This is a genomic window from Streptomyces sp. NBC_00104 (assembly GCF_045160825.1).
GTDB lineage: Bacteria > Actinomycetota > Actinomycetes > Streptomycetales > Streptomycetaceae > Streptomyces.
The window spans coordinates 1,572,948-1,597,502 of the sequence record NZ_CP108215.1 but is presented as its reverse complement, the minus strand read 5'-3'; the positions used below and the strand labels follow the sequence as shown (position 1 = coordinate 1,597,502).

At 71.1% G+C, this 24,555-nt stretch carries 13 protein-coding genes and 3 pseudogenes; 8 read left to right on the top strand and 8 right to left on the bottom strand.

Translation table 11 applies throughout. From position 1 onward, the window contains the following. Positions 1 to 22: 22 nt before the first annotated feature. From OG272_RS06825 to OG272_RS06815, 3 genes are all read right to left on the bottom strand, one after another. Positions 23 to 4,759, bottom strand: coding sequence for a beta-ketoacyl synthase N-terminal-like domain-containing protein (locus tag OG272_RS06825; RefSeq protein WP_405892863.1), 4,737 nt, complete (start codon positions 4,757 to 4,759; stop codon positions 23 to 25). Continuing rightward, positions 4,756 to 6,504: a fatty acyl-AMP ligase gene (locus OG272_RS06820; RefSeq protein WP_327730794.1), complete on the bottom strand. Its 1,749-nt coding sequence runs from the start codon at positions 6,502 to 6,504 to the stop codon at positions 4,756 to 4,758. The genes OG272_RS06825 and OG272_RS06820 overlap by 4 nt, the downstream gene beginning before the upstream one ends. Positions 6,505 to 6,652: 148 nt before the next feature. Next, on the bottom strand, positions 6,653 to 8,227 hold the full coding sequence (locus OG272_RS06815) for an acyl-CoA carboxylase subunit beta (protein WP_327730795.1): 1,575 nt from the start codon (positions 8,225 to 8,227) through the stop codon (positions 6,653 to 6,655). Between OG272_RS06815 and OG272_RS06810 the strand changes: the two genes are divergently transcribed. The 3 genes from OG272_RS06810 to OG272_RS06800 all read left to right on the top strand — a co-directional run bounded on the left by OG272_RS06810 (position 8,210) and on the right by OG272_RS06800 (position 10,482). Next, positions 8,210 to 8,365, top strand: a complete 156-nt coding sequence (locus OG272_RS06810; RefSeq protein ID WP_405892861.1) for a hypothetical protein — start codon at positions 8,210 to 8,212, stop codon at positions 8,363 to 8,365. The two genes, OG272_RS06815 and OG272_RS06810, sit on opposite strands and share 18 nt — an antisense overlap. Positions 8,366 to 8,608: 243 nt before the next feature. Continuing rightward, positions 8,609 to 9,280 carry an expansin EXLX1 family cellulose-binding protein gene (locus OG272_RS06805; RefSeq protein WP_327730797.1) on the top strand — a complete coding sequence of 224 codons (672 nt, stop codon included), beginning with the start codon at positions 8,609 to 8,611 and terminating at the stop codon, positions 9,278 to 9,280. Between the two features lie 20 nt (positions 9,281 to 9,300). After that, positions 9,301 to 10,482, top strand: coding sequence for an aminotransferase class V-fold PLP-dependent enzyme (locus OG272_RS06800; RefSeq protein WP_327730798.1), 1,182 nt, complete (start codon positions 9,301 to 9,303; stop codon positions 10,480 to 10,482). Positions 10,483 to 10,505: 23 nt separating this feature from the next. Here the strand turns inward: OG272_RS06800 and OG272_RS06795 are convergent. Next, positions 10,506 to 10,691, bottom strand: a pseudogene (locus tag OG272_RS06795) (dTDP-4-dehydrorhamnose reductase); the annotation flags it as partial. 46 nt (positions 10,692 to 10,737) lie between these two features. On the opposite strand from OG272_RS06795, the gene OG272_RS06790 reads away from it, so the two are divergent. From OG272_RS06790 to OG272_RS06775, 4 genes are read left to right on the top strand one after another with little or no spacing between them, the layout of a single operon-like run. Next, positions 10,738 to 12,264: an integrase gene (locus OG272_RS06790; RefSeq protein WP_327730799.1), complete on the top strand. Its 1,527-nt coding sequence runs from the start codon at positions 10,738 to 10,740 to the stop codon at positions 12,262 to 12,264. A gap of 20 nt (positions 12,265 to 12,284) precedes the next feature. Next, on the top strand, positions 12,285 to 13,991 hold the full coding sequence (locus tag OG272_RS06785) for a hypothetical protein (protein WP_327730800.1): 1,707 nt from the start codon (positions 12,285 to 12,287) through the stop codon (positions 13,989 to 13,991). After that, positions 13,988 to 16,132 carry an integrase gene (locus tag OG272_RS06780; RefSeq protein ID WP_405892860.1) on the top strand — a complete coding sequence of 715 codons (2,145 nt, stop codon included), beginning with the start codon at positions 13,988 to 13,990 and terminating at the stop codon, positions 16,130 to 16,132. Before OG272_RS06785 ends, OG272_RS06780 begins: the two co-directional genes overlap by 4 nt. A 35-nt stretch (positions 16,133 to 16,167) precedes the next feature. Beyond that, positions 16,168 to 16,533, top strand: coding sequence for a hypothetical protein (locus tag OG272_RS06775; protein ID WP_405895994.1), 366 nt, complete (start codon positions 16,168 to 16,170; stop codon positions 16,531 to 16,533). A 62-nt stretch (positions 16,534 to 16,595) separates the two neighbouring features. Here the strand turns inward: OG272_RS06775 and OG272_RS06770 are convergent. Next, positions 16,596 to 16,741: pseudogene (locus OG272_RS06770) on the bottom strand (IS5/IS1182 family transposase); the annotation flags it as partial. On the opposite strand from OG272_RS06770, the pseudogene OG272_RS06765 reads away from it, so the two are divergent. Beyond that, positions 16,736 to 17,109, top strand: a pseudogene (locus OG272_RS06765) (transposase); the annotation flags it as partial. The pseudogenes OG272_RS06770 and OG272_RS06765 overlap by 6 nt on opposite strands. A 38-nt stretch (positions 17,110 to 17,147) precedes the next feature. Here OG272_RS06765 and OG272_RS06760 read toward each other — a convergent pair. From OG272_RS06760 to OG272_RS06750, 3 genes are read right to left on the bottom strand one after another with little or no spacing between them, the layout of a single operon-like run. After that, the gene (locus OG272_RS06760; protein WP_405892858.1) at positions 17,148 to 18,656 is read right to left on the bottom strand and encodes a hypothetical protein; all 1,509 of its coding nucleotides are present in this window, start codon (positions 18,654 to 18,656) and stop codon (positions 17,148 to 17,150) included. A gap of 32 nt (positions 18,657 to 18,688) precedes the next feature. Continuing rightward, positions 18,689 to 22,327 carry a hypothetical protein gene (locus OG272_RS06755; protein ID WP_405892856.1) on the bottom strand — a complete coding sequence of 1,213 codons (3,639 nt, stop codon included), beginning with the start codon at positions 22,325 to 22,327 and terminating at the stop codon, positions 18,689 to 18,691. Beyond that, positions 22,327 to 24,555 (bottom strand): hypothetical protein, encoded by a 2,229-nt coding sequence (locus tag OG272_RS06750; RefSeq protein ID WP_327730809.1) that lies wholly within the window; start codon positions 24,553 to 24,555, stop codon positions 22,327 to 22,329. The genes OG272_RS06755 and OG272_RS06750 overlap by 1 nt, the downstream gene beginning before the upstream one ends.

The window sequence follows — 24,555 nt, the reverse complement described above, 5'->3', positions numbered from 1 at the left end:
GGCGGCTCTCCTCGGATCGGGTTCAGCGGTTGTCCCTGGCGAGCTCCCGCCGCAGATGGGCGGCGATCTCGTCGACGTGCGGCGGGTCGAGCAGCGACAGATGGTGACCCGTGACCCGGACGACGGTCAGGCGTGGACACACCTCGTCCCAGCCGAGCGCCTCGTCGTCCCGCTCGTACGCGGGGTCGCGCACGGTGTGCGGGGCGGGCTCGGTGGCCCGGTACAGCACCACCCGGCCGTCGTGGCGCCCCGGGCGGTGGGCCTCGCCGATCCTCAGGTCCAGATAGGAGGACCTCTGGTGATCGAGGGCCGCCTGCGGCACGTCGGCCGCCTCACGCAGAGCCCGCAGCACGGTGTCGACGCGCTCGCCGTCGTCCTCCGTCGCGGCCAACTCGTCGTACGGCAGCGTCAGTTCGACTCCGTACGCGTCGGCGACGTGGCGGGCGAAGCCGGTGAAGTGCGCGCGGATCCGCTCGGCCGGTGTTCCCTCCGGGCGGGGGAGGGGCCGTACGGAATCGATGAGCACCACCAGGCGCACGTCCCGCCCGGCGGCCGTCAGCTGCCGCGCCGCCTCCTGCGCGACGAAGCCACCGAACGACCAACCGCCCAGCAGACAGGGCCCGTCGGGGTACACGGCGGCCACCGCCTCCACGTAACGCCGGGCCTTCTCGACGACCGTACGCGCCCCTTCGATCCGCTCCAGCCCGTACACCGGCCGCTCCCCGCCGAGCCGTTCGACGAGGGAGCGGTAGACGTCGGCGGTGCCGCCGGCGGCGTGGACGAGGAAGAGCGGGGGGTGGGGGCCGGAGGGGTGGAGGGTGCGGATCGGATGGTGAGCGGCGGAGGTGTTGCGGGGCTGGGGCAGGGCGTCCTCGCGCGACGCTCTCCCGGCCGGCGACGACGCGTCCTCGCCGGCCGCGCGGGGGAGCCGCGGCAGGGGCTCCCTGTCGACCGCTCGGGGGCCGGCCGACGGCAGGGCGTCCTCGGCCGATGCCCAGGGCGCCGGCGAGGGCGCGTGCCCACCCGTCGTTCTCGCGGGCGACGCGGGGTGGACGCCTTCGGCCGGATCCGGGCCCGTCGGCTGTGCCCGGTGGCCTTCGGCCGGAGCCGGTGCCGTCGGTTGTGCCCGGTGGCCTTCGGCCGATGTCGTCTCCGTCCGCACGGCCGGCCGGGAATCCCCGGACGGCGTCGCCTCCCCCGGCAGCGCCCGCTGGACGTGGGCCGCCGTGGCTTCGACCGTGGCGGCGCCCAGGAGGTCGCGCAGGGGGAGTTCGATGCCGAACTCCCGTTCCAGTGCGGCGCGGATGCGGACGGCCATCAGGGAGTCCAGGCCCAGCTCGGCGAAGGTGGTGGCCGGGGTGATCCGGGTCGGCGGATGCCCGGTGACGGCGGCGATGTGGTGACAGAGGCGGGCGGAGACCGAGGCGTCCTCCGTCGCGCGCAACCCTTCCGGCCCACTGCTGCCGTCCAGTCCGTGGCGTCCGTCGAGCTGCCGACTCTCCTCCGGCGGGAAGGCGCCCCGTAGCGCCGGCCCTCCGGGGCGCCCTTCCGCGACATGGCCTCCTGCCGCCGTGCGGTCCGCCTCCGGGATGTCCCGTCCGGCCACCACGAGGCCCCCGGCCGTCACGTGGACTCCGCCCGTTTCGTGGCCCTGTGCCGTCACACGGACTCCGCCCGTTTCACGGCCCTCCGCCGTCACGCGGACTCCGCCCGTTTCGTGGCCCTGTGCCGACACGTGGATCGCGCCGGACTCGTCGCTCCCGGCCGTCACATGGGCCCCGCCGGACACGCGGCTCCCCTCCGCCCCCGCTGTCGTCCGGCCCGTCGCCGCGACACCCGCTCGCCCGTCCGTCCACCAATGCCGCCCATGCCGCCAGCGCGGCCCGGGCAGGTCGGTGACGCGGCCGGGTGGCAGCGGCAGCCGCAGTCCGGCGGTGTGCAGGATGCCCACCTGGGTGAGGAAACCGGCGCAGGTGTCGGCGTCGCGTCGGAGGGTGCCGAGGGCGAGGGCGCCGGGGGCGGTGTCCGTGACCGCCCGGGTCAGGACCGGGTGGGGTGAGAGTTCGACGAACGTGGTGTGGCCGTCGGCGGCGGCAGCGGCGACGGCCCGGTCGAGTCGCACGGGACGCCGCAGGTTGGCGGCCCAGTGCCCGGCATCGAACACACAGTCCCCACGCGGGTCGTCCAGCACGGTGGAGTAGACGGGGACCGTGGGGCGCCCGCCCCGGATGTCGGCCAACTCCGCCGTCAACTCGGCCAGCAGCGGCTCCACCTGGGGGGAGTGCCCCGCCCCGACCACCCGCATCGCACGGGCGGCCCGCCCCTGCTCCTCCAGCCACCCCACCAGCCGGGCCACCGCCTCCTCCTCCCCGGTGACCACCTTCTGACCGGGCGAGGAGTGCACGGCGACATGGACCCCGGGGAAGTCCCGTGCCAGGGTGGAGAGTTCGGAGTCGTCGAGGTCGACCACCGCCATCGCCCCGCCCCGCAGCCCGCTGAGCAGCCGGGCCCGTACGGCCACCACACGGGCCGCGTCCGACACCTCCAGCGCGCCCGCGCACACCGCGGCGGCCACCTCGCCCAGGGAGTGGCCGATGACGGCGGCGGGCTCGACACCGTGCGCCCGCCACAGCTCGGCGAGCGCCAACTGCAGTCCGAGGAGGACGGGTTGGGCGACCTCCAGGCGGTCGAGGTCGCCGCCGGAGGACAGCTCGTCATAGAGGGACAGCCCGCACTCGGGGGCCAGTTGCGCGTCCAGTTTCTCCACGGCCGCGGCGAAGGCGGGTTCCTCGGCGAGCAGTCGGCGTCCCATGCCGACCCACTGGCTGCCGTACCCGGAGAAGACCCACACCGGGCCACGTCCGACGAGATCCCGGTCGCCGGTCACGACCCGCGCGTCGGGGTGACCGCCCGCCAACGCGCGCAGCCCGTGCGCGAGTTCGGCACGGTCACCGGCGACGATCGCGGCGCGCACCGGCCCGCGCCCCGCCCGCCCGGCGAGCGTGCGCGCCACATCGGCGGGGTGCGCGGCACTCCCCTCGGGCGTGTCGAGCCAGTCCGCCAGCCGGGCGGCGGTGTCGCGGACGCGGGTGGTGTCGGTGTCGGAGAGGAGGTGGAGGCGGGCCGGGGGTTCCTCGGCCGGGGGCGGGAGCAGGGCGCCGGGCCGCCATTCCTCCAGGACGGCATGGGCGTTGGTGCCGCCGAACCCGAACCCGGAGACCCCGGCGGTGGCCGTACCGCCGTACCGGGGCCACGGCTCGGCCTCCGTCACGACCCGCAGCCGTCCGTCGTCGTCCAGGGCGCTGCCCCCGGCGCAGTGCAGCGAGGGCGGGATCAGGTCGTGGTGGAGTGCGAGCACCGTCTTCACCAGGCCGGCGATGCCCGCGGCGGACTCCAGGTGGCCCAGGTTGCCCTTGACGGAGCCGAGGAGCAGCGGCTGGTCGGGGTCGCGGCCCGTACCGAGGACGGTGCCGAGCGCACCGGCCTCGATGGGGTCGCCGAGCGGGGTGCCGGTGCCGTGCGCCTCGACGTGGTCGATGTGCGCGGGGGAGAGACCGGCTCGCGCGTAGGCGGTGGTCAGCAGGGCCTGCTGGGCGGCCGGGTTGGGGGCGAGGAGGCCGTTGGAGCGGCCGTCGGAGTTGACGGCGGTGGCCCGGATCACGGCGAGGACGCGGTCGCCGTCCCGCTCGGCGTCGGACAGCCGCTTCAGCAGCACGGCCGCGCAGCCCTCGCCCCGCCCGATGCCGTCGGCCGCCGCCGAGAACGGCTTGCACCGCCCGTCCGGCGCGAGGGCCCCCGCCCGCCGGAACGCGACGGTGACGGTCGGGGAGAGCAGCAGATTGACCCCGGCGGCGATCGCGACATCGCTCTCGCCCGTGCGCAGGCTGACACACGCGTGGTGCACGGCCACCAGAGACGACGAACACGCGGTGTCGACGGCCATGCTCGGCCCGCGCGTGTCCAGGACGTACGCGAGCCGGCCCGCCGCCACGCTCAGCGCCCCGCCGGCCGGCGCCCAGGGGTCGACGGCGGCCGGGTCCGCGCCGGTGAGCTGTCCGTACTCGGGAGCGGAGACCCCGACGAAGACACCGGTGGCGGTGCCCGCGAGCGAGGCGGCCGGGACCGCGGCGTGGTCCAGGGTCTCCCGCACCACCTCCAGGAGGATCCGCTGCTGCGGGTCCATCACCGCGGCCTCGCGCGGCGTGATGCGGAAGAAGTCCGCGTCGAACCCGGCGATGTCGTCCAGGTAGCCGCCGTACGGGAGCGCGTCGGCGGGCGGGTACGGCGTGAAGTCCCGCCACCGGTCCTCCGGGACCCGGCGGATCGCGTCGACGCCGTCGAGCAGCAGGCGCCAGTAGTCCGCCGGGCCGTGCACACCCCCGGGCAGCCGGCAGCCGACCCCGACGACGGCGACCGGTTCACCGGGCGGCGCGGGTGCCCTCGCAGGTGGGGCCGGCCTGGGGGCGATGTCCGCCGCCGTACCGCACAGGCGCGCCACCAGCGCCTCCCCGGTGGACGCCTCCCACAGCAGCGTCGCCGGCAGTTCACGGCCCGTCGCCCGCGACAACTCCCCGGCCAGCACGACCGCGTCCCGCGAGGACATCCCGAGATCCGCGAACGGCCGGTCCATCGCCACGTCCTCGACGGCGATGCCGCTCCAGGCGGCCACCTGCTCGGCGATCAGCCGCCGCACCGCGCCTTCCGTACCGCCGGCGACCGGCCGCCGCAGGCTGCCCTCGTCGTCCCCCACGACCCTCATCCCACGACCCCCACCGCATAGGCACCCGCCAGATAACGTTCACGGGTCAGCGCCCGCGAGACCTTCCCGCTGGACGTACGGGGCACGGTGCCCGGCGGGACGACGACGACGTCGGAGAGCCGCAGCCCGTGCCGCGCGGAGACGGCCGCGCGCACGGTCGTGACGAGCGCCGGTACGTCGATGTCGGCGAGCGGCACGGCCCGCGCGTGCTCCGCGACGACGACCACCCGCTCCCCGGAGCCGCCCGGCACACCGAACGCGGCGAGCCGGTCGCGCCGCACGGCCGGGTGCGCGTCCTGGGCCGTGGCCTCCACGTCCTGCGGGTAGTGGTTGCGTCCGTCGACGACGATGAGGTCCTTCAGCCGCCCGGTGACGAGCAACTGCCCGTCCAGGACCGTCCCCAGGTCGCCCGTCCGCAGCCACGCGCCCGGCCCCGCCGTGACATCGGCGAGGACGGCGCCGAAGACGCGCCGGGTCTGCCGGTCCTGGTTCCGGTAGCCCCGCCCCACGTTGGGACCCTGCACCCAGATCTCGCCGACCTCCCCCTCGGCCAGCGCGACCCGGGACACCGGGTCGGCGATCCGCACCCGCTGGCCGGCCGGGGCGCCGCAGCCGGCCAGCAGCACGGCCCTCGGATCGTCGGGCCGCGCGGGCAGGGCCTTCCCGGTGGCCAGGGCGTCGCGGTCGAGAGCGAAACCGCGGGGCGGCACCCCGGGGCGGGCGGCACTGACGAAGACGGTCGCCTCGGCCAGCCCGTACGACGGGCAGTGCGTCTCCGGGACGAGACCCTGCGCGGCGAACGCGGCGTGGAAACGGTCGGCCGTGCCGGGTCGGACCGGCTCGCTCCCGTTGATCAGGGCGAAGACACCGTCCAGCCGCAGCCCGGCCTTCTGCGCGTCGGTGACCGTCGACGCGCAGTAGTCGTAGGCGAAGTTGGGCGCCGCGCTCAGCGCGCGGGGGTGCGCGGCCAGCAGCCGCAGCCAGCGCACGGGCTCGTGCAGGAACGCCACCGGATCCATGAGCACCGACAACAGCCCCCGCACCACCGGCGCCGCGACACTCAGCACCAGCCCCATGTCGTGGTAGAGCGGCAGCCAGCCCACACATGTCACCGCATGCGCGTCGGCGCCGTAGGCGGCCAGCGCCTGGCGGGCGTTGGCGACGACGTTGGCGTGGGTGATCTCCACGCCCGCCGGGGTGCGGGTCGAGCCGGAGGTGTACTGGAGATAGGCGACGGCGGTGTCGTCGGGGGCGGACGGCGGCCGGTCGTCGGCGGCGGCGTCCGGCACCTCGTCGACGGCGATCACCTTCACCGCCCGGCCCTCGCACAGCCGTGTCACCTCGGCGAGGGCGCGGCGCGTCGTGACGACGACCGCCGGGCACGCGTCGGTCAGGACCGCCGACAGGCGGTCGCCCTGCCCGGGCAGACCGGGCGGATACAGCGGTACGGCGACCAGACCGGCGGCGAGCGCCCCGAGGAACGCGGTGACGTACTCCGTGCCCTGCGGGCACAGCACAGCGACCCGTGCCCCGGGCTCGGCCTCCGCCGCGAGCCGGGCGGCCACGGCCCGCATCCGCAGGTCCAGCCTGCGCCAGGTCAGCGTGCGGTGGACGCCCCGCGACTGCGGCGCGGGATGGTCGACGAAGGTGAACGCCCGGCGGTCGGGGGTGGTCTCGGCCCAGTGCCGGACATACTCCGGCAGACTGCGGAACGCGGGCGCGAGCGGGGGGCGGCGGCTGTCCATCGGGCAAGGCTCCTCACGTCGCGGGGACGACTTGCGGTCAGAGCGGTCAGAGCGGTCAGAGCGGTCAGAGAGGTCAGAGCGGTTGGCGCGTGCGGCGACGGCCGCGCGGAGCACGGCAGCCGGGCCGCGCGCAGCGGTCGGAGGCAGGTCAGAGCGGGATGTTGCCGTGGCGGCGTTCCGGCATGGGGGCGCGCTTGCCGCGCAGGGCGCGCAGGGCGCGGCAGATGTGGGCGCGGGTGTCGCGCGGAGCGATGACGGCGTCGACGTAGCCGCGTTCGGCGGCGAGGTACGGGGTGCCGTACGTGCTCTCGTACGCGGTGACGAGGCGGGCGCGCAGGGCCTCGGGGTCGGCCGCGGCGGCGAGTTCGCGGCGATTCAGGACCCCTACCGCGCCCTCGGCACCCATGACGGCGATCCGGGCGGTGGGCCAGGCCAGGTTGACGTCGGCGCCGAGGTGCTTGGACCCCATCACCGCGTATCCGCCGCCGTACGCCTTGCGCACCACCACCGTGACCTTCGGGACGGTGGCCTCGGCGTAGGCGTACAGGAGTTTCGCGCCCCGCCGGATGATGCCGGCCTGCTCCTGGCGGACACCGGAGAGATAACCGGGGACGTCGGCGAAGGTCAGCAGCGGGATGCCGAACGCGTCGCAGAACCGTACGAACCGCGCGGCCTTCTCGGAGGCGTCGATGTCGAGGACCCCGGCGGCGTGCAGCGGCTGGTTGGCGACGACGCCGACGGAGGCGCCCTCGACGAGCGCGAACGCGCAGATGATGTTCGGCGCGAACAGCTCCTGCACCTCCAGGAGTTCACCGTCGTCGACGACCGCGCGCAGGATGTCCCGCATGTCGTAGGCCTGCCCGAGCCGGTCCGGCACCACCGCGTCGAGACCCGGCCCGGCGGGCGCGGCCCCCGGCGCGTACTGCGGGGGCCGCTCCAGGTTGTTGGCGGGCAGGTACGACAGCAGGTCGCGCACGGTGTCGAGGGCGTTCACCTCGTCGGCGGCGAGGAAGTGGGCGTTGCCGTTGACGGTGTTGCTGGTGCGGGCGCCGCCCAGCTCCTCGGCGCTGGTGCGTTCGCCGGTGACCGTCTCGATCACGTCGGGCCCGGTGACGAACATGTGCGAGGCGCCGTCCACCATCACGGTGAAGTCGGTGATGGCCGGCGAGTACGCGGCCCCGCCCGCGCACGGGCCCAGGACGACCGAGATCTGCGGGATCACCCCGGACGCCTGCACGTTGCGGCGCACCAGCTCGGCGTAGAGGGCGAGCGAGGTGACGCCCTCCTGGATGCGGGCGCCGCCGCCGTCGTTGAGGCCGATGACCGGACAGCCCGTCTTCAGGGCGAGGTCCATCAGCGCGATCGTCTTCTCGCCGAAGGCCTCGCCCATGCTGCCACCGAAGACCGTGGCGTCCTGGGCGAAGACACAGACGGCGCGGCCGTCGATCGTGCCGTGCCCGGTGACCACCCCGTCGCCGTACGGTCGCCGGGCGCCGTCCCCGGTGGGGCGGGCCCGTACGAACTGGCCCGTCTCCGTGAACGAGCCCGCGTCCAGCAGCAGATCGATCCGCTCCCGGGCGCCGTACTCCCCACGTCTCCTGGCCCCGCCGGGCGCGACCGCCCGCGCCCGGCGGCCCTCCAACTCGGCGATGCGGTCGGCGGTCCGGTCGACGGCGGGTTCACCGACGCGCTCGTGGACCTGTTCGTGAACGCGCTCATCCATGCGCTCATCCATGCGCTCATCGACGCGCTCGTCGACGCGCTCATCGACGCGCTCGTCGACGCGCTCATCGGCGGGTTCGGGCATGCGGGCTGTCGCCCGCTCCGCCACCTGCCTCGCCCGGGACGTCGTCACCTCTAGCGTCACAGCCACCTCCGAAGTGGCTTTCGAATATGGCAGCGCCGGAGGCGTGGACCGGGTCGATCCCCGTTCTGTGTGCGGGAGATGAGTCCCGAGGGGCCGGGGTTCGTCCGTGGGTGACAAGAGCCCGGGAGCGACCGGGGCGTTCCAGACGTATGACTGCCATCACGCTTCACTTGACCTTTCAACGATGCCAGGATCTCGGCGCCCGAGCACGTCCCACCGTCCTCGAAAGGCATCGACATGCGCAGCCGACTCGCCCTCCTCGCCGCCGTCACGGCCTTCCTGACCACGGCCACGGCGCCGGCGTACGCCAGTGTCCAGCCCGGCGTCACCTACTCCGGCGAAGGCACCTTCTACGGCGCGACCGGCGTCGGGAACTGCCTCTACGACGCCACCGGCGACATCGCCATCGCGGCCCTCAACCACACCGACTACGACAACGCCCGCATGTGCGGCGCCTTCATCCGCGTCAAGGGACCCCGCGGTGAGCTCACCGTCAAGATCGTCGACCGCTGCCCGGAGTGCGCCCCCGGCGACGTCGACCTCGGCCAGCAGGCCTTCGCCCGTATCGCCGACCCCGTGGCCGGCCGGGTGCCGATCACCTGGACCCTGGTGAGCCCGGACATCGGCGGCACGGTCGCCTACCGCTACAAGGAAGGGTCCACGCAGTGGTGGTGCGGCATCCAGGTCCGCAACCACCGCAACCCCGTCGCCACACTGGAGGTCCGCACCGGAACGACCTGGCGCCAACTGCCGCGCCAGGAATACAACTACTTCGTCTCGGCGGACGGCACCGGCTGCGGCTCCGACATCCGCGTCACCGACATCCACGGCCAGGCCCTCACCGACACCGGCATCACCATCACCCCGAACGTCGACCAGCCCGGCCGCGCCCAGTTCACCCAACGCTGACGCGTGGGAAGAGTGTGGGCATGGACATCGACGCACTGCGCCGGGACACACCGGGCACCGCGAACCGCGTGCACCTCAACAACGCCGGAGCGGCCCTCCTCTCCCGGCGGACCCTGGACACCATGACCGCCCACCTGGAACTCGAAGCGGCCATCGGCGGCTACGAGGCCGCGAATCAGGAACGGCAGCGGATCGACGCCACCTACGACAACCTCGCCCGGCTGGTGGGCGGACGGCCCGACGAGATCGCGCTGTTCGACAACTCCACCCACGCCTGGAACGCCGCGTTCTACGCACTGACCTTCAAGCCGGGCGACCGCATCCTCACCGGCCGCGCCGAGTACGGCAGCAATGTGCTCGCCTACCTCCAGGTCGCCCGGCGCACCGGCGCCGAGATCGTGGTCGTCCCCGACGACGCGTCCGGACAGCTCGACACCGCCGCCCTCGCCACCCTGATCGACGAGCGCACCCGACTGGTCGGAATCAGCCACATCCCCACCAGCGGTGGCCTGATCAACCCGGCGGCCGAGATCGGCCGGATCACCCGCGCCGCCGGCGTCCCGTTCCTCCTCGACGCCACCCAGTCCGTGGGCCAGTTCCCGGTGGACGTCGAGGCCATCGGCTGCGACATGCTCACCGCCACCGGCCGCAAGTTCCTGCGCGGCCCGCGCGGCACGGGCTTCCTCTGGGTGCGCTCCGAGGCGCTGGAGCACCTCGACCCGCACGTCATCGAGATCCATTCCGCCGCCTGGGACGGCGGACGCGGCTTCACCTGGCAGCCCGGCGCCCGCCGCTTCGAGACCTGGGAGACCGCCTACGCGGGTGTCCTGGGCCTCGACGCGGCCGTGCGCCAGGCCCTCGACCTCGGCCTGGACCGCATCGGTGAACGCGCCGTCGCCCTGGGCGCGTACCTTCGCGACCGCCTCGACTCTCTCCCCGGCGTCACCACCCACGACCTCGGCGAACACCGCTGCGCCATCGTGACCGCCAAGGTCGACGGCCTGCCCGCCCCCGAGGTCGCCGCCGCCCTCGCCCGGCAGCGGATCAACGTGACCACCACCGACCCCGAACACACCCAGTTCGACACCGAACACCGAGGCGTCCACCCCCTGGTCCGGCTCTCCCCGCACTACTACAACACCGAGGCCGAACTCGACCGCACGGTCGAGGCCATGGCCGACATCGCCCGCACCGCCGGCTGAGACGACCGCCAGGCATCCGTCCTTCAGGCGTGCCGCTCGGCGAGGAACTCCCGGGCGCCACGCAGCCGGGTGCGCAGCCGCCGCTGGGTCACCCGGCTGTCCAGCCGGACGTCAAGGGCTCCTCGCAGGGGGCTGCCGGCCCGTCGTCCGGCGGGCAGCCGCGACGCGTCGAGGCCGTCGCGACGGGCGACGAGGACGCCCAACTCGTGGCTTCCCTGATGCTTGAGCGTGTTCAAGCATCAGTGGAGGTAGCAGTTGAGTACGTGGCAAGTGGTGCGGGTGCCGGATCCGGGCCGGTGGGGGAAGCTCCCCGCTGAGGGGGTGCTGGGGGTACGGGATCTGCCCGAGGCGGTTACCCGGATCGGTCTCGAACCGGGTGATCCGGTGTTCGTTCGGCCGGATGGAATGGTTGACGCGGACCTTCTGAATTTCGTCCTTTCGGACGCGTTCAGGTCTATGGAACGTGAGTCGAAGCGGAACTACTCGACGGATATGCGTCTGCTGCTCGAATTTCTGTCCTCGCGGCAGGTCGAGTGGCGGGGAGCGACGCAACAGGACCTGAACGACTTCCGGCACTGGCGATGTGAAGCACCGGAGAACACGGACAGCATCAGCGGGACCAAATGGGACCGGGAGGCGGCGGCGTTCACGAAGTTGTTCCGGTGGGGCGATGTACGCCCGCTGCCGGTGGACGTCTCGCGGCGGGAGGACCGGGCGGCGGACTCGGTCAGTTCGCGGGTGTCGTGGCTGACGCCGCGAACCTGGGGCCTGTGGTCCGACGTCGGTCTGCGCGGCCACACCCGTGCTGGTTTGCCGGCGCCGGGGTGGGATTCCCGGACGGAGATGCGGAATACAAGCTTCGTTCAGCTGCTGCTGTCCTCGGCCCTGAGGCGGCAGGAGGGCGGGTCGTTGCTGACGTTCGAGCTGCCGACGCAACGTCTTCGGCGCGGGCGATATTGCCACGGCCGAATAGCCGGTGCCGTGACGCGATCGAAGAGCAGCCGCGTGTTCTACGCCACGGTGGACGCGGTCGGGCAGGTCGAGGTCTACATCCAGTCCGAACGGGCTTGGGCAATCCAGCGAGCACAGGCAGCGGGCCGCTACGAGCGGCTGCCGGTGATGCGGCTTATCACTCGGGTGACGAATGGGCGGAACCCGACGGTGGAGTGGGTGGACCGCGACGGTGTCGCCGGTGCTCGGGAGCTGAGCCGTCTGGGCTGGATGGACCGGCAGTCACTGTTTCTGGAGGGGGCAGAGGGGCCGGAGCCTGCATATCTGTGGCTGACGGAGCAGGGTCTGCCGATGGCCCCCGAGCGGTGGAACGGGGTGTTCAGGACTGCGAACCTGCGCTGCGAGGAAACGTTGCTTACCGAGGAGGAGCGGAAGATCACCCGGGACTTCCGGCTTGCGGAGGTGCTGGGGAAGTCTCCGTACGCGACGCCGCATTCTGCTCGGCACTCGGCGGCGCTCTATTTGCTGATCGTGCTGAATCAGCTGATGGAGTCCCGTTACGGGCTGACGAAGGCGGAGAGGCGGGACTTCGCCCTGTTGTTCGGTGACCCGTGGTGGCTGGTGAAGACGATCCTCGGGCACACGGATGTGGAGACGACGAAACGGCACTACCTCGCGCCGGTCGCCCACTTGCAGCTGGAGTCGATCCTGGCGATGGCTGACGAGGACGAGAGTGAGCAGGCGGAGGACCTGGACGGTGTCTTTGCTCGCCTGGCCCGGGAGACCGCCGGCATCCAGGACATTGATGCCCTCCTCAAGGTGGCCTCGTGACTGGGCGGGGACGCAAGGCTGTGCTCCCGCCGGCCGATCACCACACCAGGTCACCTCTTGCTCCGGACGGACTCGCGGTCACCGTGGTCAGCAAGGCTGGCTTCAAGGAGTACGACTTCGCCGAACTGCCGGTAGCTGAGCCGATGCAACGCTCGTTGGCCGCAGTTTTCGCGGTCCGATCTCGTGGGTGGACCAGTCATCTGACAGCTGGGACCAACTGGCGGCACATCGACCAGTTCGCCAAATTCGTCTCGGGCCTGGACAGCCCGCCAGACGATCTGGACGGTCTCACCGTCGAAGCGCTTCAGAGCTGGCGGAACCAGAACATCGGCACCAACAGCGGCCGGAGCGTGCTGGGCACCATCCGTGGATTGTTGCGGCGGGACCCCCGGCTCTCTACTGGGCCGTTGGCCGAAGAAGTGGCTCGCCGGGTTCCTGGGCCGACACCGAGTAAGCAGTCCTACGACGAGGACGAACGGAACCGGGTGGTGCTGGCCGCGCAGCGCGAATTCCGCTCGGCCTGGCTTCGGATCAACGAGAACACAAGCCTGCTGAACAGGTGGCGGGCCGGCGACATCACAGAGGGCAGCCGCGAATGGAAAATCGGCGCCATCCTCGACCATATCGCCCGCACCGGTGATGCTCCTCGCACTCTTCGCCCCTCCGGGCAGAGAGCGGTGACCAACCACAAACTGTTGGGCGGCAACAGGTCGGAGAAGACCTGGGGCAGGCTCTTCTTGACCCGCGGGGAGCTCACCGCGCTGGCCGTGCTTCTGACTGACCGGTTCGGGTGGAACCTGTCTCTCTACAGCCGTATGCCCGTGCCGACCACCGCGCCATCGGTCGGCGAGACGTCCTCGGCCACCTACCAGGTCCAGCTCGAAAAGCGCAGAGCTGGGAGGGGGCACTGGTTCTCGACCGAGAACATCACCGACGCAGGAGCCGACTCCCCAGGGCGGCTGATCACCCAGGCGCTGGAGGCCACGGCGCACGGACGCGCGCTGGCGAACCGTCTGGCACCCGAGATAGATCTGTTGATGGTCGCTCGTGCTCACCAACCGGGACAGGGACATCTGGGGCTGGATCGTCCATCGGCGGTGGAGCCCCTGTCGTTCGGAATCTCCTACGCCATGGCCAAGTCGTGGGCCCGCAGCCACGGGCTGCACGGATCACCGTTCCAGCGAACCCGCCGGACGACGGTGACCCGCGAGGGACGCCCCCTGCAGCACACCCAGGGCACTCACGAGAGCGTCTACGTGCTGCCCGACAAGCAGGTCCAGCGCGCCTCCCAGGACGTGTTCGAGGCTGGCGCCCATGAGGCTCTGGAACAGGCGATGGCCGCTGTGTTCGGCGGGAAGATCACGGACGAGGCGGACCCGGGTCATCAGCCGACCGCGACAGTGGACTGCGAGGACGAGACCACCACGCCCTGGCCGGCTCCGGGCGGCGGCTGCGGAGCGGATTTCCTGCTCTGCATGGCCTGTCCCAATGCCCACGTCCACCCGGGCCACCATCCCCGGCTCGCTCTGCTGCACCAGCAGATCTTGAGCCTGCGCTCCGCCCTGGACGATGACACATTCCTCAGCCGCTGGAACGACCATCTGCTGCGTCTGGAGAACCTGCGGGACAAGGTCGGCCCCGCTGCCTGGAAGGCGGCCCTGACCCGCGTCAGCGACACCGACCGCACCGTCGTCCAGCTCTTGTTGAAGGAAGACCTCGCCCAGTGACCAGCCTTGCCGTCGAGAACGACCCATACATTCTGGCTCCGCCGAATCCGAACAGCCCCGTGGTGCTATCCCTATGGATCAGCCCCGGCAATACGCACCCGAACGCGCAGTACCGTGATCCCGTCTGGCCGCTGGCTCCGCTCATCGACAGCCCCAGCACCGAGCTGGCCACCATCTACTGGCAGGGCTGTCCCGACCCGTTGCTCGCCCAGGTCAAACAGACGACCTGGACGATGATCAATGGCCGGCTTCGTCCTACCTACCTTCTGACGCGAGGAAGCCATTCCCGGGCCAGGACGTCCGCTGCGGACATCAGGGACACCTGCAATGAGTGGATGCGGCTGGCGCGATGGCTGCACGCGCGCCGCCTCAGCAGCCTTACCGACTGCACCGACGACATGTGGCGGGCCTATATCGCCCAGCGTTGGGGCGACGGGGTCTCCCGCGACCACGCCGCGAGGGTCTGCGGCAAGCTGACAGATTTGTGGGCGTTCGACCAGCTCAGTGCCAGGCCCGCGGGCGTCACCCGGCCGCCATGGGACGTCGAGGGCATCGACGACTTCCTTCCCGCCGCCAACAGCCCGGCACGCGGAGAGAACAGTACGGAACCTCTGGATCCGGCAGTCCTGGGGCCGCTGTTGGTATGGGCTATCCGGTTCGTCGATGACTTCGCCGACGACATCCTGGCAGCGTGGGCCGAGAGGAGCCGCCTGATCGCGGCAGCCGAGGCCAACCCGGCCATCCCCGAGGGGCAGGCCGTCCTTGCGGAGTTCTTGCTGCCGAATGTCCGGTCGGGCCGCGGGCTGCCCTCGGCCCGGATGCACGGCCGCCGGGGGCTGGCTCGCTCCTACATCTCCGCCGTCACCGGCGCGAGCGTGAAACAGATCGACCACTTCGTCGCGCGCAACCAGCTCTCCGGCCTGGCGAACGAGCACCCGGGCCCGTGCCCGCTGGAGGTGCCGGTCAGCGGGCAGATCAACGGGAACCCCTGGCGCGAGCGTATGGACTTCGATGAGGCTGCCAGCCTGATGCGTCACCTGGGCACCGCCGCGGTGGTCGTATGTCTTTACCTCACAGGCATGCGTCCGCAAGAAGTTCAAGGGCTACGGACAGGCTGCTGCCCCGATCCAGAACCCGGCGCCCAAGGCAGTGCCAGTCGGCATTTGATCCGCAGTCAGCACTACAAGAACGTCGTCGACGACGACGGCAACCACATATCCGCCGGCGAAGCTCGTGAGGTCCCCTGGGTCGCCATCACCCCAGTCGTTCACGCCATCCGCGTCCTGGAGCGCATGGTCCCCGACGGCGAGCTCCTCTTGAGCGCTTCTCACCACGACTTCGCGTTCCAACGCGGCCGGCACGGGGCGTTGAAAGGCAGCGGGCTGAACAAGCGCATCGAGGACTTCGTGGCCTGGGTCAACTACGAGGCACAGGCCCAGGGCCTGTCCGGCCAGGTCATCCCCGAGGACCCTCATGGCGCGATCGGAATGTCTCGGTTCAGACGTAGTCTGGCCTGGCACATTGCCCGGCGCCCCGGCGGCCTGGTCGCACTGGCCATTCAGTACGGGCACATGCGCACCGTCCTGGACGCCAGAGTTTCCAGCGGATACGGCTCTCGCAGCCGGAGCGGAATGCACTCCGTCCTCGATGTCGAGACAGCCTTGGCCGCCGCTGACACCGCCGCCCGCCTCCGCGAACGCATCGCTGCCGGCGAGAAGGTCTCCGGGCCGGCCGCCCGCCGGGCTCTCACCGACGCAGCCACGACCCCACGGTTCGAGGGCCGCATCGTCCCCAAGACGTTCGCGAAGAAGGCAGCCGCATTCCTCGCCCGGGACGGCGTCGTCCTCTTTGACAACCCCGACGCCATGCTGATCTGCGCATTCAAGCGGGAGACCGCGCTCTGCGACCCCGAGCCAGGAGCAACAGCCCCACGGCAGTACGCCTGCCAGTCCGGTTGCGGCAACACAGTTCGAACCGACTCCCATGCCCGGCAGCTGCGGGAACGGGCCGACGAGATCGACCAACTCGCGGCATACTCGCCCGGCCCGCTCGGCAAACGCTTGCGGCACAACGCTGACAAGCTCCGCACCATCGCCGACACACACGACGCTACCGCCCGACCTGCCGAGGCTGCCGCGTGAACCAACAGAACGAACGCACCCGCATCCGCGAGGCCATGGACCGGCTCTTGAACGGGCAGCCCACAGTCTCCAGCGGGAGTCTCACCATCGTCGCGCTCGCCGTCGAGGCTGACGTCCACCGCATGGCTCTCATGAAACGGCATGCCGATCTCAAGAACGAGTTCTACGAGCGCGTCCGCACCGAGACCAAGCAGATGCCGGAAAGCGAAAAGCGACTCCGCGAAACCGTCTCCAAAGTGAAGAAGACTCTGGCCAATAAGGAAGCAGAGCTCCAGGAGCTTCGTCAGCAGGTGACCCTGCTGACCCTCGCCAGCGCAGTTCTCACCCGGGAGAAGGAATCCGAGAGCGAGCCTTCTCCCGTCGCGGACAACGTCGTCCCATTCCGACCACCGAACCGCTGACCACTCCGCCTACAGAGCCGCCCCGGCCACCGTCACACCGGGGCGGCTCCTCTGCGTCTGGCACGTTGGAGGATTCCGAGGTCGATACCTAGGGCGGCTGCGTGCTCGACGAAGTGCTTGCGGTAGCCGCCGTCGACCCAGATTTGCGAAGGCTGGGGTGGTCGGCGGCGGCCTGCTCCAGGAGGGTGCGGCCGGCGGTGGAGTCCTGGTCACCGCCGCCAGCGTCTCCGACACCGCGGCCGGTGTCACCTTACTCACCCGCATCGCCGCCGCCCACCCGCGCGTCACCAAGGTCTGGGTGGACGGCAGCTACCGCACCACCGCCATCGAACACGGCGCCCGCCTGGGCATCCACGTCCACCCCGTCTAACCCCGGGGCGCGTCAAGGGGTTCACGGCCATTCCCAGACGCTGGACGATCGAGAGGAGCATCGGGTGGCTCATGCACCACCGCCGACTCGCCCGAGACTACGAAACCCACCCGCACCGGTTCGAAGCCATGGTCCACTTCGCGATGATCGACCTCATGGCCCGCCGCCTCACCGGCGAAGCCACCCCCAACTGGCGCGGAACCTGACCTGGGAGCGAACACACCTCACAGGGCGAAACGCTCAGTCAGTCATCCGCCGAGCGGATGTCGCCTCCGTCGGGTTCAGCGATGGTTCCTTGGCCGTCCGAAGCATCGTTCACGCTGCTGCGGGAGTCGTAGTAATGAACTCGCCAGGTGGCGTTGGAGTAGTTCCTACTGCCCCCGTAGACGTTGTTATGGGAACCGGTCTCACAGTAGAGATAAAGCTCCTTGTTGTGGCTGTTGACCTCCAGCTTGATGCGGTCACCGGCGCGGATAGCCCGCTTGCCGCCGACGGTGAGATTGTCAGTGATGGTGACGTTGTTGCCGGGCAAGACGTTGACGTGGCTGTTGATTTTGAGCGGTTCGCCGTACGGGCCGCGGAGGTCGGCGATTCGGACGGTCCCTGTCCCGACGGCGTTGAGGTTGCCGTTGGCGGTGAGCGTGCCCCCGACGGTGACGGCGCCGATGGTCGTGATGCTGTTGTTGAAGGTGCTCGCCCCGGTGACGTTCAGGGCCGCGTCGACCTTCAGGCCCGCGTTCTGGCTGATCCGCAGCGGGTTGCTGCCCGCGCCGCGCACCGATCCGGCGACCGTCAGGTCCTTGGCGGCGTTGGTGAGGCTGACGCTGTTGGCGAACGTACTCGCCCCGGTGACGTTCAGGGCCGCGTCGACCTTCAGGCCCGCGTTCTGGCTGATCCGCAGCGGGTTGCTGCCCGCGCCGCGCACCGATCCGGCGACTGTCAGGTCCTTGGCGGTGTTGCTGAGACTGACGCTGTCGGCGAATGTGGCCGGGCCCTGGACGGTGAGGTTCCTGACGACGAGGTCAGGAATGCGTACGGTGACCGCCGTGGTCAGGGTGTGGGTGAGGGTGACGCCGCCGGCTGTGACTTCGGCGCGGAGCATGAAGCCGGTGACGGTGGTCAGACCGCGCGGGGTGGGCCAGACACGTTCCTTGTCGAGGGAGACTCCGGCGGGGGTGTCGCCCCAGTGCATCGTGTACTTCGCGTCCGAGCCCTCCCAGCGGAGCACGGCGACCTCACCGTTCTCCACCATGATCTTCTCGGGCGCGAAATTCCGGAACACGAACCCGGCCGGGAACTTGTCCACCACGACCTCGGCGTCCTTGTTGGTGAAGCTCCCGTTCGTCCTTGACGAACTCTCGACGATGGCGATGGAGACCTGACCCGCCGTGCGGTTGACCGCGATGTTGGACAGGGTGAGGGTGACGATCTGCCCGGTGAACTGCACCGCGCGGGCCGGGGTGAAGGTGATGACCGCGAAGCCGCCGGAGACGGTGGGGGCGGACGGCGTCCAGCCGGTGCTGGCACCGGTCTTGATGTCGGCGCCCTCGGTGGTGAGGTGCTCGGCCCCCGCTCCGACCGGTACCCGGACGGTGATCTTGTTGCACCAGGCCGACGTGGTGATCCCGCCGCCGACATTGATGTTGACGGAGCCGTACTCGGTTTCCTCGGCTGAGCTCACCCGCAACGGCGTCGGGTCGGTCGACGGTTCGTACGGCAGCAGGTTGGTGGCGTTCACCATGACAACGCTCATGCAACAGCCCTTCTGTTAACGGAGGTTCAGGACTACTTCTCGGTCGCGTCGAGCAGCAGGTATCCGTAGCGGGCCTCCGCCTGCGGATCCCCGAAGTGCGCCGCGGAGTCAGCAGGAACGATCGGCAGCTCCACCCACTCGGTCTCCGACCCGCGCGGCTCGGCCCAGCTCCACGCTCCGTGCCACGACGCGGGCTGCGGCAGCACCACACCCGCCTCCGTCGGCTCCTCCCCCGCCCGTGCCCGCCGGGCTTGCTCGGCCTTGTCGACCCGCTCGGCCGCGAGCAGTGGGCCGAGCCGGAAGGACGCTCGGATCCGCCGCATCGCCTCGGACACCAGGTCGTCGGGCAGCTGGACCTTGGTCACCGGGAGGATGTCCGTGGTGGCATGCACCGCCGCGTACGGATCCATCAGCAGCGTCAGGTGGTGCGTCACCGGCTGGTCCGGGCTGCGCGCGGGCACGGCCAGGCCGTGGCCTTTGTCGATCGGGGTCAGGTAGCCCCCGCCGCCCTTCGGCATGACCGCGTGGAAGCGCTCGTACGAAGTCTCCTGGTCGGGTCCGGTCGCCCCGGCGAAGTATCCGATGAGGCCGTCGCCGAGCCGTTTCTCGTTGCCGAGCCGGACCGGCCAGCGGTAGCCGTCGTACTCCTCCTCCGACTCCCCCAGTACCTGGTCCCAGCTCGGGTTGCTCAGCAGCGGTCCTTCGAGCTCGACGCCCAGATCGGCGCGCACCAGTGCGAGCGGGCGGCCGATGAGCCGCAGCGGAGAGCCGTCTTCCTGGGCCGCGTCGTCGAGGATGGTGTCGAGGGTCTGGTCGATGGTGTCGAGCAGACCGGTGAGTGCGGCGGCGGGTTTGTCCTTCAGGGTGCGGACGAACCGGGCCAGGTGCGGCATGGCGTCCTCGAACTCCTGGGCGTCGACGTCGGGATGGGGCGAGCCGGGGAGCGGTAGCCACACGCTGTCGTCCGCGGCGTCGATGTCCTTGACGACGCGGAGTTCGCCGAGACAGACGCCGTCGGGGCCGTGGACGACGAGGGTCTGGTCGAGATGGTTGAGCAGCAGCCAGCCGGCCAGGGGGTTTTCCGTCGTGGCCGCGCGAGCCATCGGTGAGAGCCGCTGTCCGTCCCCGGCGCGTACGGTCTCCAGCCGCAGGCGGGCTCCCTGGAGGAGACGCGGGCCGAGCTGGACGAAGCGGGCGGTGCCGATGAGGTCCTCGTGCAGGACCTCATCAGGGGCAACGCTCTCCGCGAGGGTGAGGGAGACCTGTTCGTAGTTGCCGCTGTTGACGATGTCGTAGGTGCGGCCGAAGCGGTCGACGATGCGCAGGTCGTGGAAGGTGAACTGGCCGGCGCGGACCGGCTGGAACGGTGTTCCGGGGTCGTCGGCGGGCGGTTCGAGCGGGCCGCCTTCCGGGACGCTCTGGATGTCGCCGACGAGCCTGGCGACGGCCTGGGGGACGTGCACGGTGGTCCTGGCGGTGCCGTCCTGTTGGACGAGCCAGTCGTGGAAGCCGTCGAGGCGCTGGGAGAGCATTCCGGGGTCGCCGAGTTCCTCGCGCAGGGCGAGGAGGCCTTCGGTGGGGGCGCCGGAGTAGGTGTCGAGGTAGCGGTCGATCTGCTTCTGCAGGACGAACGGCGCGCTCGGGGTGAGGAACGCCCGGTTCTTGAAGGTGAGCCAGCGCAGGTCGGCTTCGCCGCCGCCGGGCTGGGCTCCCCGGCCGGACCATTCGTAGCGGCTGCCGTTGAAGGTCCAGTAGGTGGTGTCGCCGGTCTGGAAGGGCGTGGGGCAGTACTTCAGTTCGTATTCGAGGTGCATGGGCAGCCAGGGCTGCCGCCACGGCGCGGTGTGCTCGGGGACGGGCCCGGTGACGGCGGCGGGGTCCTTGAGCGCCGCGTCGAGAGCGCCGGGGACCCGGGCCACCTGGTCCAGGAGGGCGAACTCCGCGAGGAGCGGGGTGCAGGCGTCGGGGAGTCCGGCCAGTCCCGGGCTGGGCGGGGTGGTGGGCCGGTCGTAGGTCGTGCCGCCGACGGTGATCCGGGTGATCAGGGCCTCGGGGAGGCGGCAGGGCAGTGGGGTGTCCCGGGTGAGGGGTTCCTTGGCGCCGGTGTCCTTGATGAGCACGACCGGGTCGGCGGGGCGGTAGTAGGACTCGCGGGCGGTGCGCTCCAGCTGGTAGCGCGGGTCGAGTCCGCGTTCGGTCGCGTACTTCCCGATGGCGGCCGTGAGTTCCTCCGGGGTGCCTCCGGTGGGCAGTTGCCTCGACAGCACGAACTGTTCGTCGAGCAGAGCCTTGGTCCGCCCGGCCAGACTCGTCGCGTCGCTCTCGTTGAGCTGGACATCGGCTGCGGCGTCGAACCCTGCGGGGTGCTCAGGGGTGAACGGGGGAACCGGCTTGTTGCGCAGCCACCAGATGTTCCACAGGCGCTGCTGGGAGCGGCGGAGCCGGGGCGTGAGGTCGTCGTACTGCCGTTGGACCTCGTTGAGTTCGGTCAGCCATCCGGGTTCCGGCGGTGGGGGCGGCAGCTCGTCGTCGCCTTCGACGGGGCGCGCCGTCACCTTCCAGACATGGCCGCCGTCGGAGCCGGCGAACCAGGAGTGATGGGTGAGGGTGTCGAGGTCCTCTTCGCCGTCGGCGGTGTCGAGTGTTTCGAGGGTGCCGTGGAAGAGGGAGCGTACGAGGTCCCCGGTGCGCGCGGACCGGGTCTGGCGGGCGGCCAGCCGGCCGAGGGCTTCGGCGCTGCTGCTGCCCAGCGTGAGGATCTTGCTGAGCTCGATGTTGCTCGGTTTGTCGGACTCGTGGGTGGCGCCTTCGCGCTGCCAGTCGACTCCCAGCGCCGAGCCGCTGTAGAGGGTGCGGTCCAGGGCGTCGGCGGCGGTGCCTTCGGGGGTGGCCCAGCCGAGGGCTTCGAGGAGGTCGGCCGTCCCGTCCGCGTCCGGTGGGAGCAGGCCGGGCACGGACGCGGCGCGGTTGAGGTAGTCGAGTGCGTCGTCGCTGTACCAGCCGACGACGAAGTAGCTGAGCGTCGCGTCGGGCGGGTAGTTGTCCAGGTCGCCTTTGAGGTCCTCAAGGGTGTCGTGGATCGAGAACACGTCTTTGTTGTACGGCTGGTAGGCCGCGAAGCCGGGCAGTCCGGGCCCGGCCGCGGTCAGGTGCGGCTTCTGGGCGGGTGGTTCGGTCCACGGCGCCTGGGTGAGGTCGTGGCGGCGGCCGAGGAAGGTCAGCTCCAGCGGAGCGCCCTCCGGTGAATCGGGGTTCGGGTGCTTGTTGGTGCCGTAGATGTCGTTGCCGTCGGCGTCCTGGACCGGACGGCTCTCCAGGTAGTCGCTCTGCACGATCCAGCCGACGGCCTTGCGGTCCGCCGCCGCCGCTGTGGTGCTGTAGCGCACGACCAGCCAGCGGTTGGGGACGAAGGGGAAGGTCGTCTCCCCCGTCGTCTGGTCGTAGTGCCCGTTGGCCAGCGCTTCGGGCAACTGCCAGTGGACGTAGACGCCTTCGCTGTCCGGGCCCATGGTCTCGGTGCCGACGCCGGGGGGCGGTTCCGCGCCCGTGCCCTCCTCGATCATGGCGTCGAAGTTCGGTGTCCACCGGTTGAACGTCTCGGCGGTGCGGGTCAGTCGGTTGACGACAAGGGCGTTCACCTTGACGGGGACGATCAGGTCCGTGGCGCTCATCAGGCGGTCTCCGTCCGGGCTGCGGTGCCGGTGGTGCTGAGGATTTCCTGTTCCAGCGGGGCGTTGACGAGTTCCAGGGCCAGTTGTCCGGGGTCAAGATCGGTGAGGCCGAACTCCTGGGCCAGGGCGGGCACCAGGCCGCCGGTGCCGAACATCTGAAGCACCGCGGGTCCGGCGTCCGGGTCGGAGCGCAGGTGGAGGTCGAAGAGGCTGCCGGTGGCGGGGTAGTAGGTCTCCAGCGGGGTGCCGATCGGCGGGTCGGCGGCCAGGCTGCGCAGGCCGAGGCGGTTCCCGGAGTCGATGCCGTAGTGGATGCCCTGCCCCGGTTCGCGGATGACGACCTTGTCGGGTACGCCGTCCCAGAGGACGAGCAGGATCCTCTTGTCCGGTTTGGCGCGGCGCAGTTCGGTGAGGACGGTGCCGTCCTTGAGGTAGGCGTTGACCTTGATGTCCGGCCAGGCGGGGATGAGTTCGGAGTGGATGAGCAGCCCGCCGGCGGCCCGCTTCGCGCTGCCCGACCGGGCGGTGGCCCGGTTGAGTTCGGGGGCGAGGCGGCTGTCGACGGAGGTGTGCACGCCGACGTCGGCGGCTCCGGCGACGAGCGCGTCCAGCCAGCCCTGGTCGAGGCGGAACATCCGCAGGGATTCCAGGGGCAGCATGCGCGGGTCGGGCACGAGGTGGTGGAACGGCACGCCCTGGAGCAGGCCGAGGCGGGCCTGCCAGGCGGCGATGGCCTCGGCGTTGCGTTCCGCGGTGGTCCGCAGCAGGGAGACGGCGCGTTCTTCCGCGAGGACGGACCTTGACTGTGTACGTGTCACTCTCGGCCGCGGTGTCCTGCGTCCGGCGTCATCCGGGAGCTGGGGGCTCTTGAGCCCGGTGCTGAGCCGCTCGCGGAAGCCTGCGGAGGCGAGTTCGCGCAGCGCGCCGAGGGCGGGCGGGGCATCCGGGTCGACCGAGGCGCGCGCCGGATCTCCGGCCAGCGCCATCAGCGTCGTCGCCCGGTTGGCGAGTTCGCGGCGGGCCCGGCCGACGGCGGTGGTGTATTCGGGGTCGGCCAGGCCGATGGTGCGACCGAGAGTCCAGGCGACGGCATAGCTGACGTCGAAGATCCCGTGCACGGGCTCGTAGATGAGTGCGTGGTCGGAAGTGGTGTGCGGGCCGGGGCTGTGCTCGGTGGGCACGTCGAAAGCGGTGACCGGGGTGGCCGGGCCGCGGTACCAGGCGAAGGTGCGTTCACCGGAGAGGGTCAGCTGCGGGACGGCGGTGTAGCCACGTGCGAGGCGGTCGCGGACGTAGTCGTCCTCGGGGTCGTCGGTGACCGGTGCGGTCACCGGCAGGCGCAGGGCGAGTTCTTCGGGGTCCTCGGCGCCGGGGGCGACGAGGTTCTCCAGCAGCGCTCCGGGGTCGGCGGCGGGCCCTTCGCTGCTGGTGAAGCTCCAGCTGTGCAGCGAGCACAGGCGGACGGCCGTGGTGCCGCCGGGCAGGGTGCCGGACAGGCGGCCCTCGAAGCCTTCGAGGGAGACGAGGTGGACGGCGTAGTTACCGGGGTGGTGGGGGAAGCGGTTGGCGTTGACGACCGCGTACTCCCCTTCTTCGAGGACTTCGCCGTCGGCCCGGGTCTTGTTCGCGTCGACGACTTTGCGGACGTGGGCGAGGTAGTACATCTCGTCGTCGCGCGGGGCGACCGCGTTGAAGAGGTCCGCCGGGACGTCGATGGTCCGGCACTTGCTTCGGGCCTCAGCCTCGTCGACGCCGCCGGACGGCAGGTCCGGGCCCTTGACCCCCGCCTCGGCGGGGTTCCGCAGCTCCTCGACGGTGCGCAGCACGGTGTCCCCGGACGCGGCGGGGTCGTCGGGCAGTTCGTTCTCGCCAAAGACGAGCAGGGCGAGCCAGGGCGGGCGGGCCGGGGGCTGCTCGGCGCGGGTTCCGGCGAGGTTGCGTTCCCAGGGCAGGATCGACCGGCTGAGGGTGATGTGCGGCAGGGTCCGGGTGTAGGCGCCGGTGCTCTCGCGCGGCGGGTAGTAGGCGTGGACGGACGCTTCGCTGAGCACGAAGCGGACGGCCTTGATCTCGAAGGTCTCCTCGGACGGGAGCAGCTTGTCCTGGGCGTCCAGTTCGCCGCCGGGGTCGCTGAGGGTGTTCTTGACGACGACCCGGTAGTCGCCGGGGGTGGCACGCGGGATCAGGTGGTCGAGGAAGTGGATGCGCAGATCCGGTTCAGCGGTCAC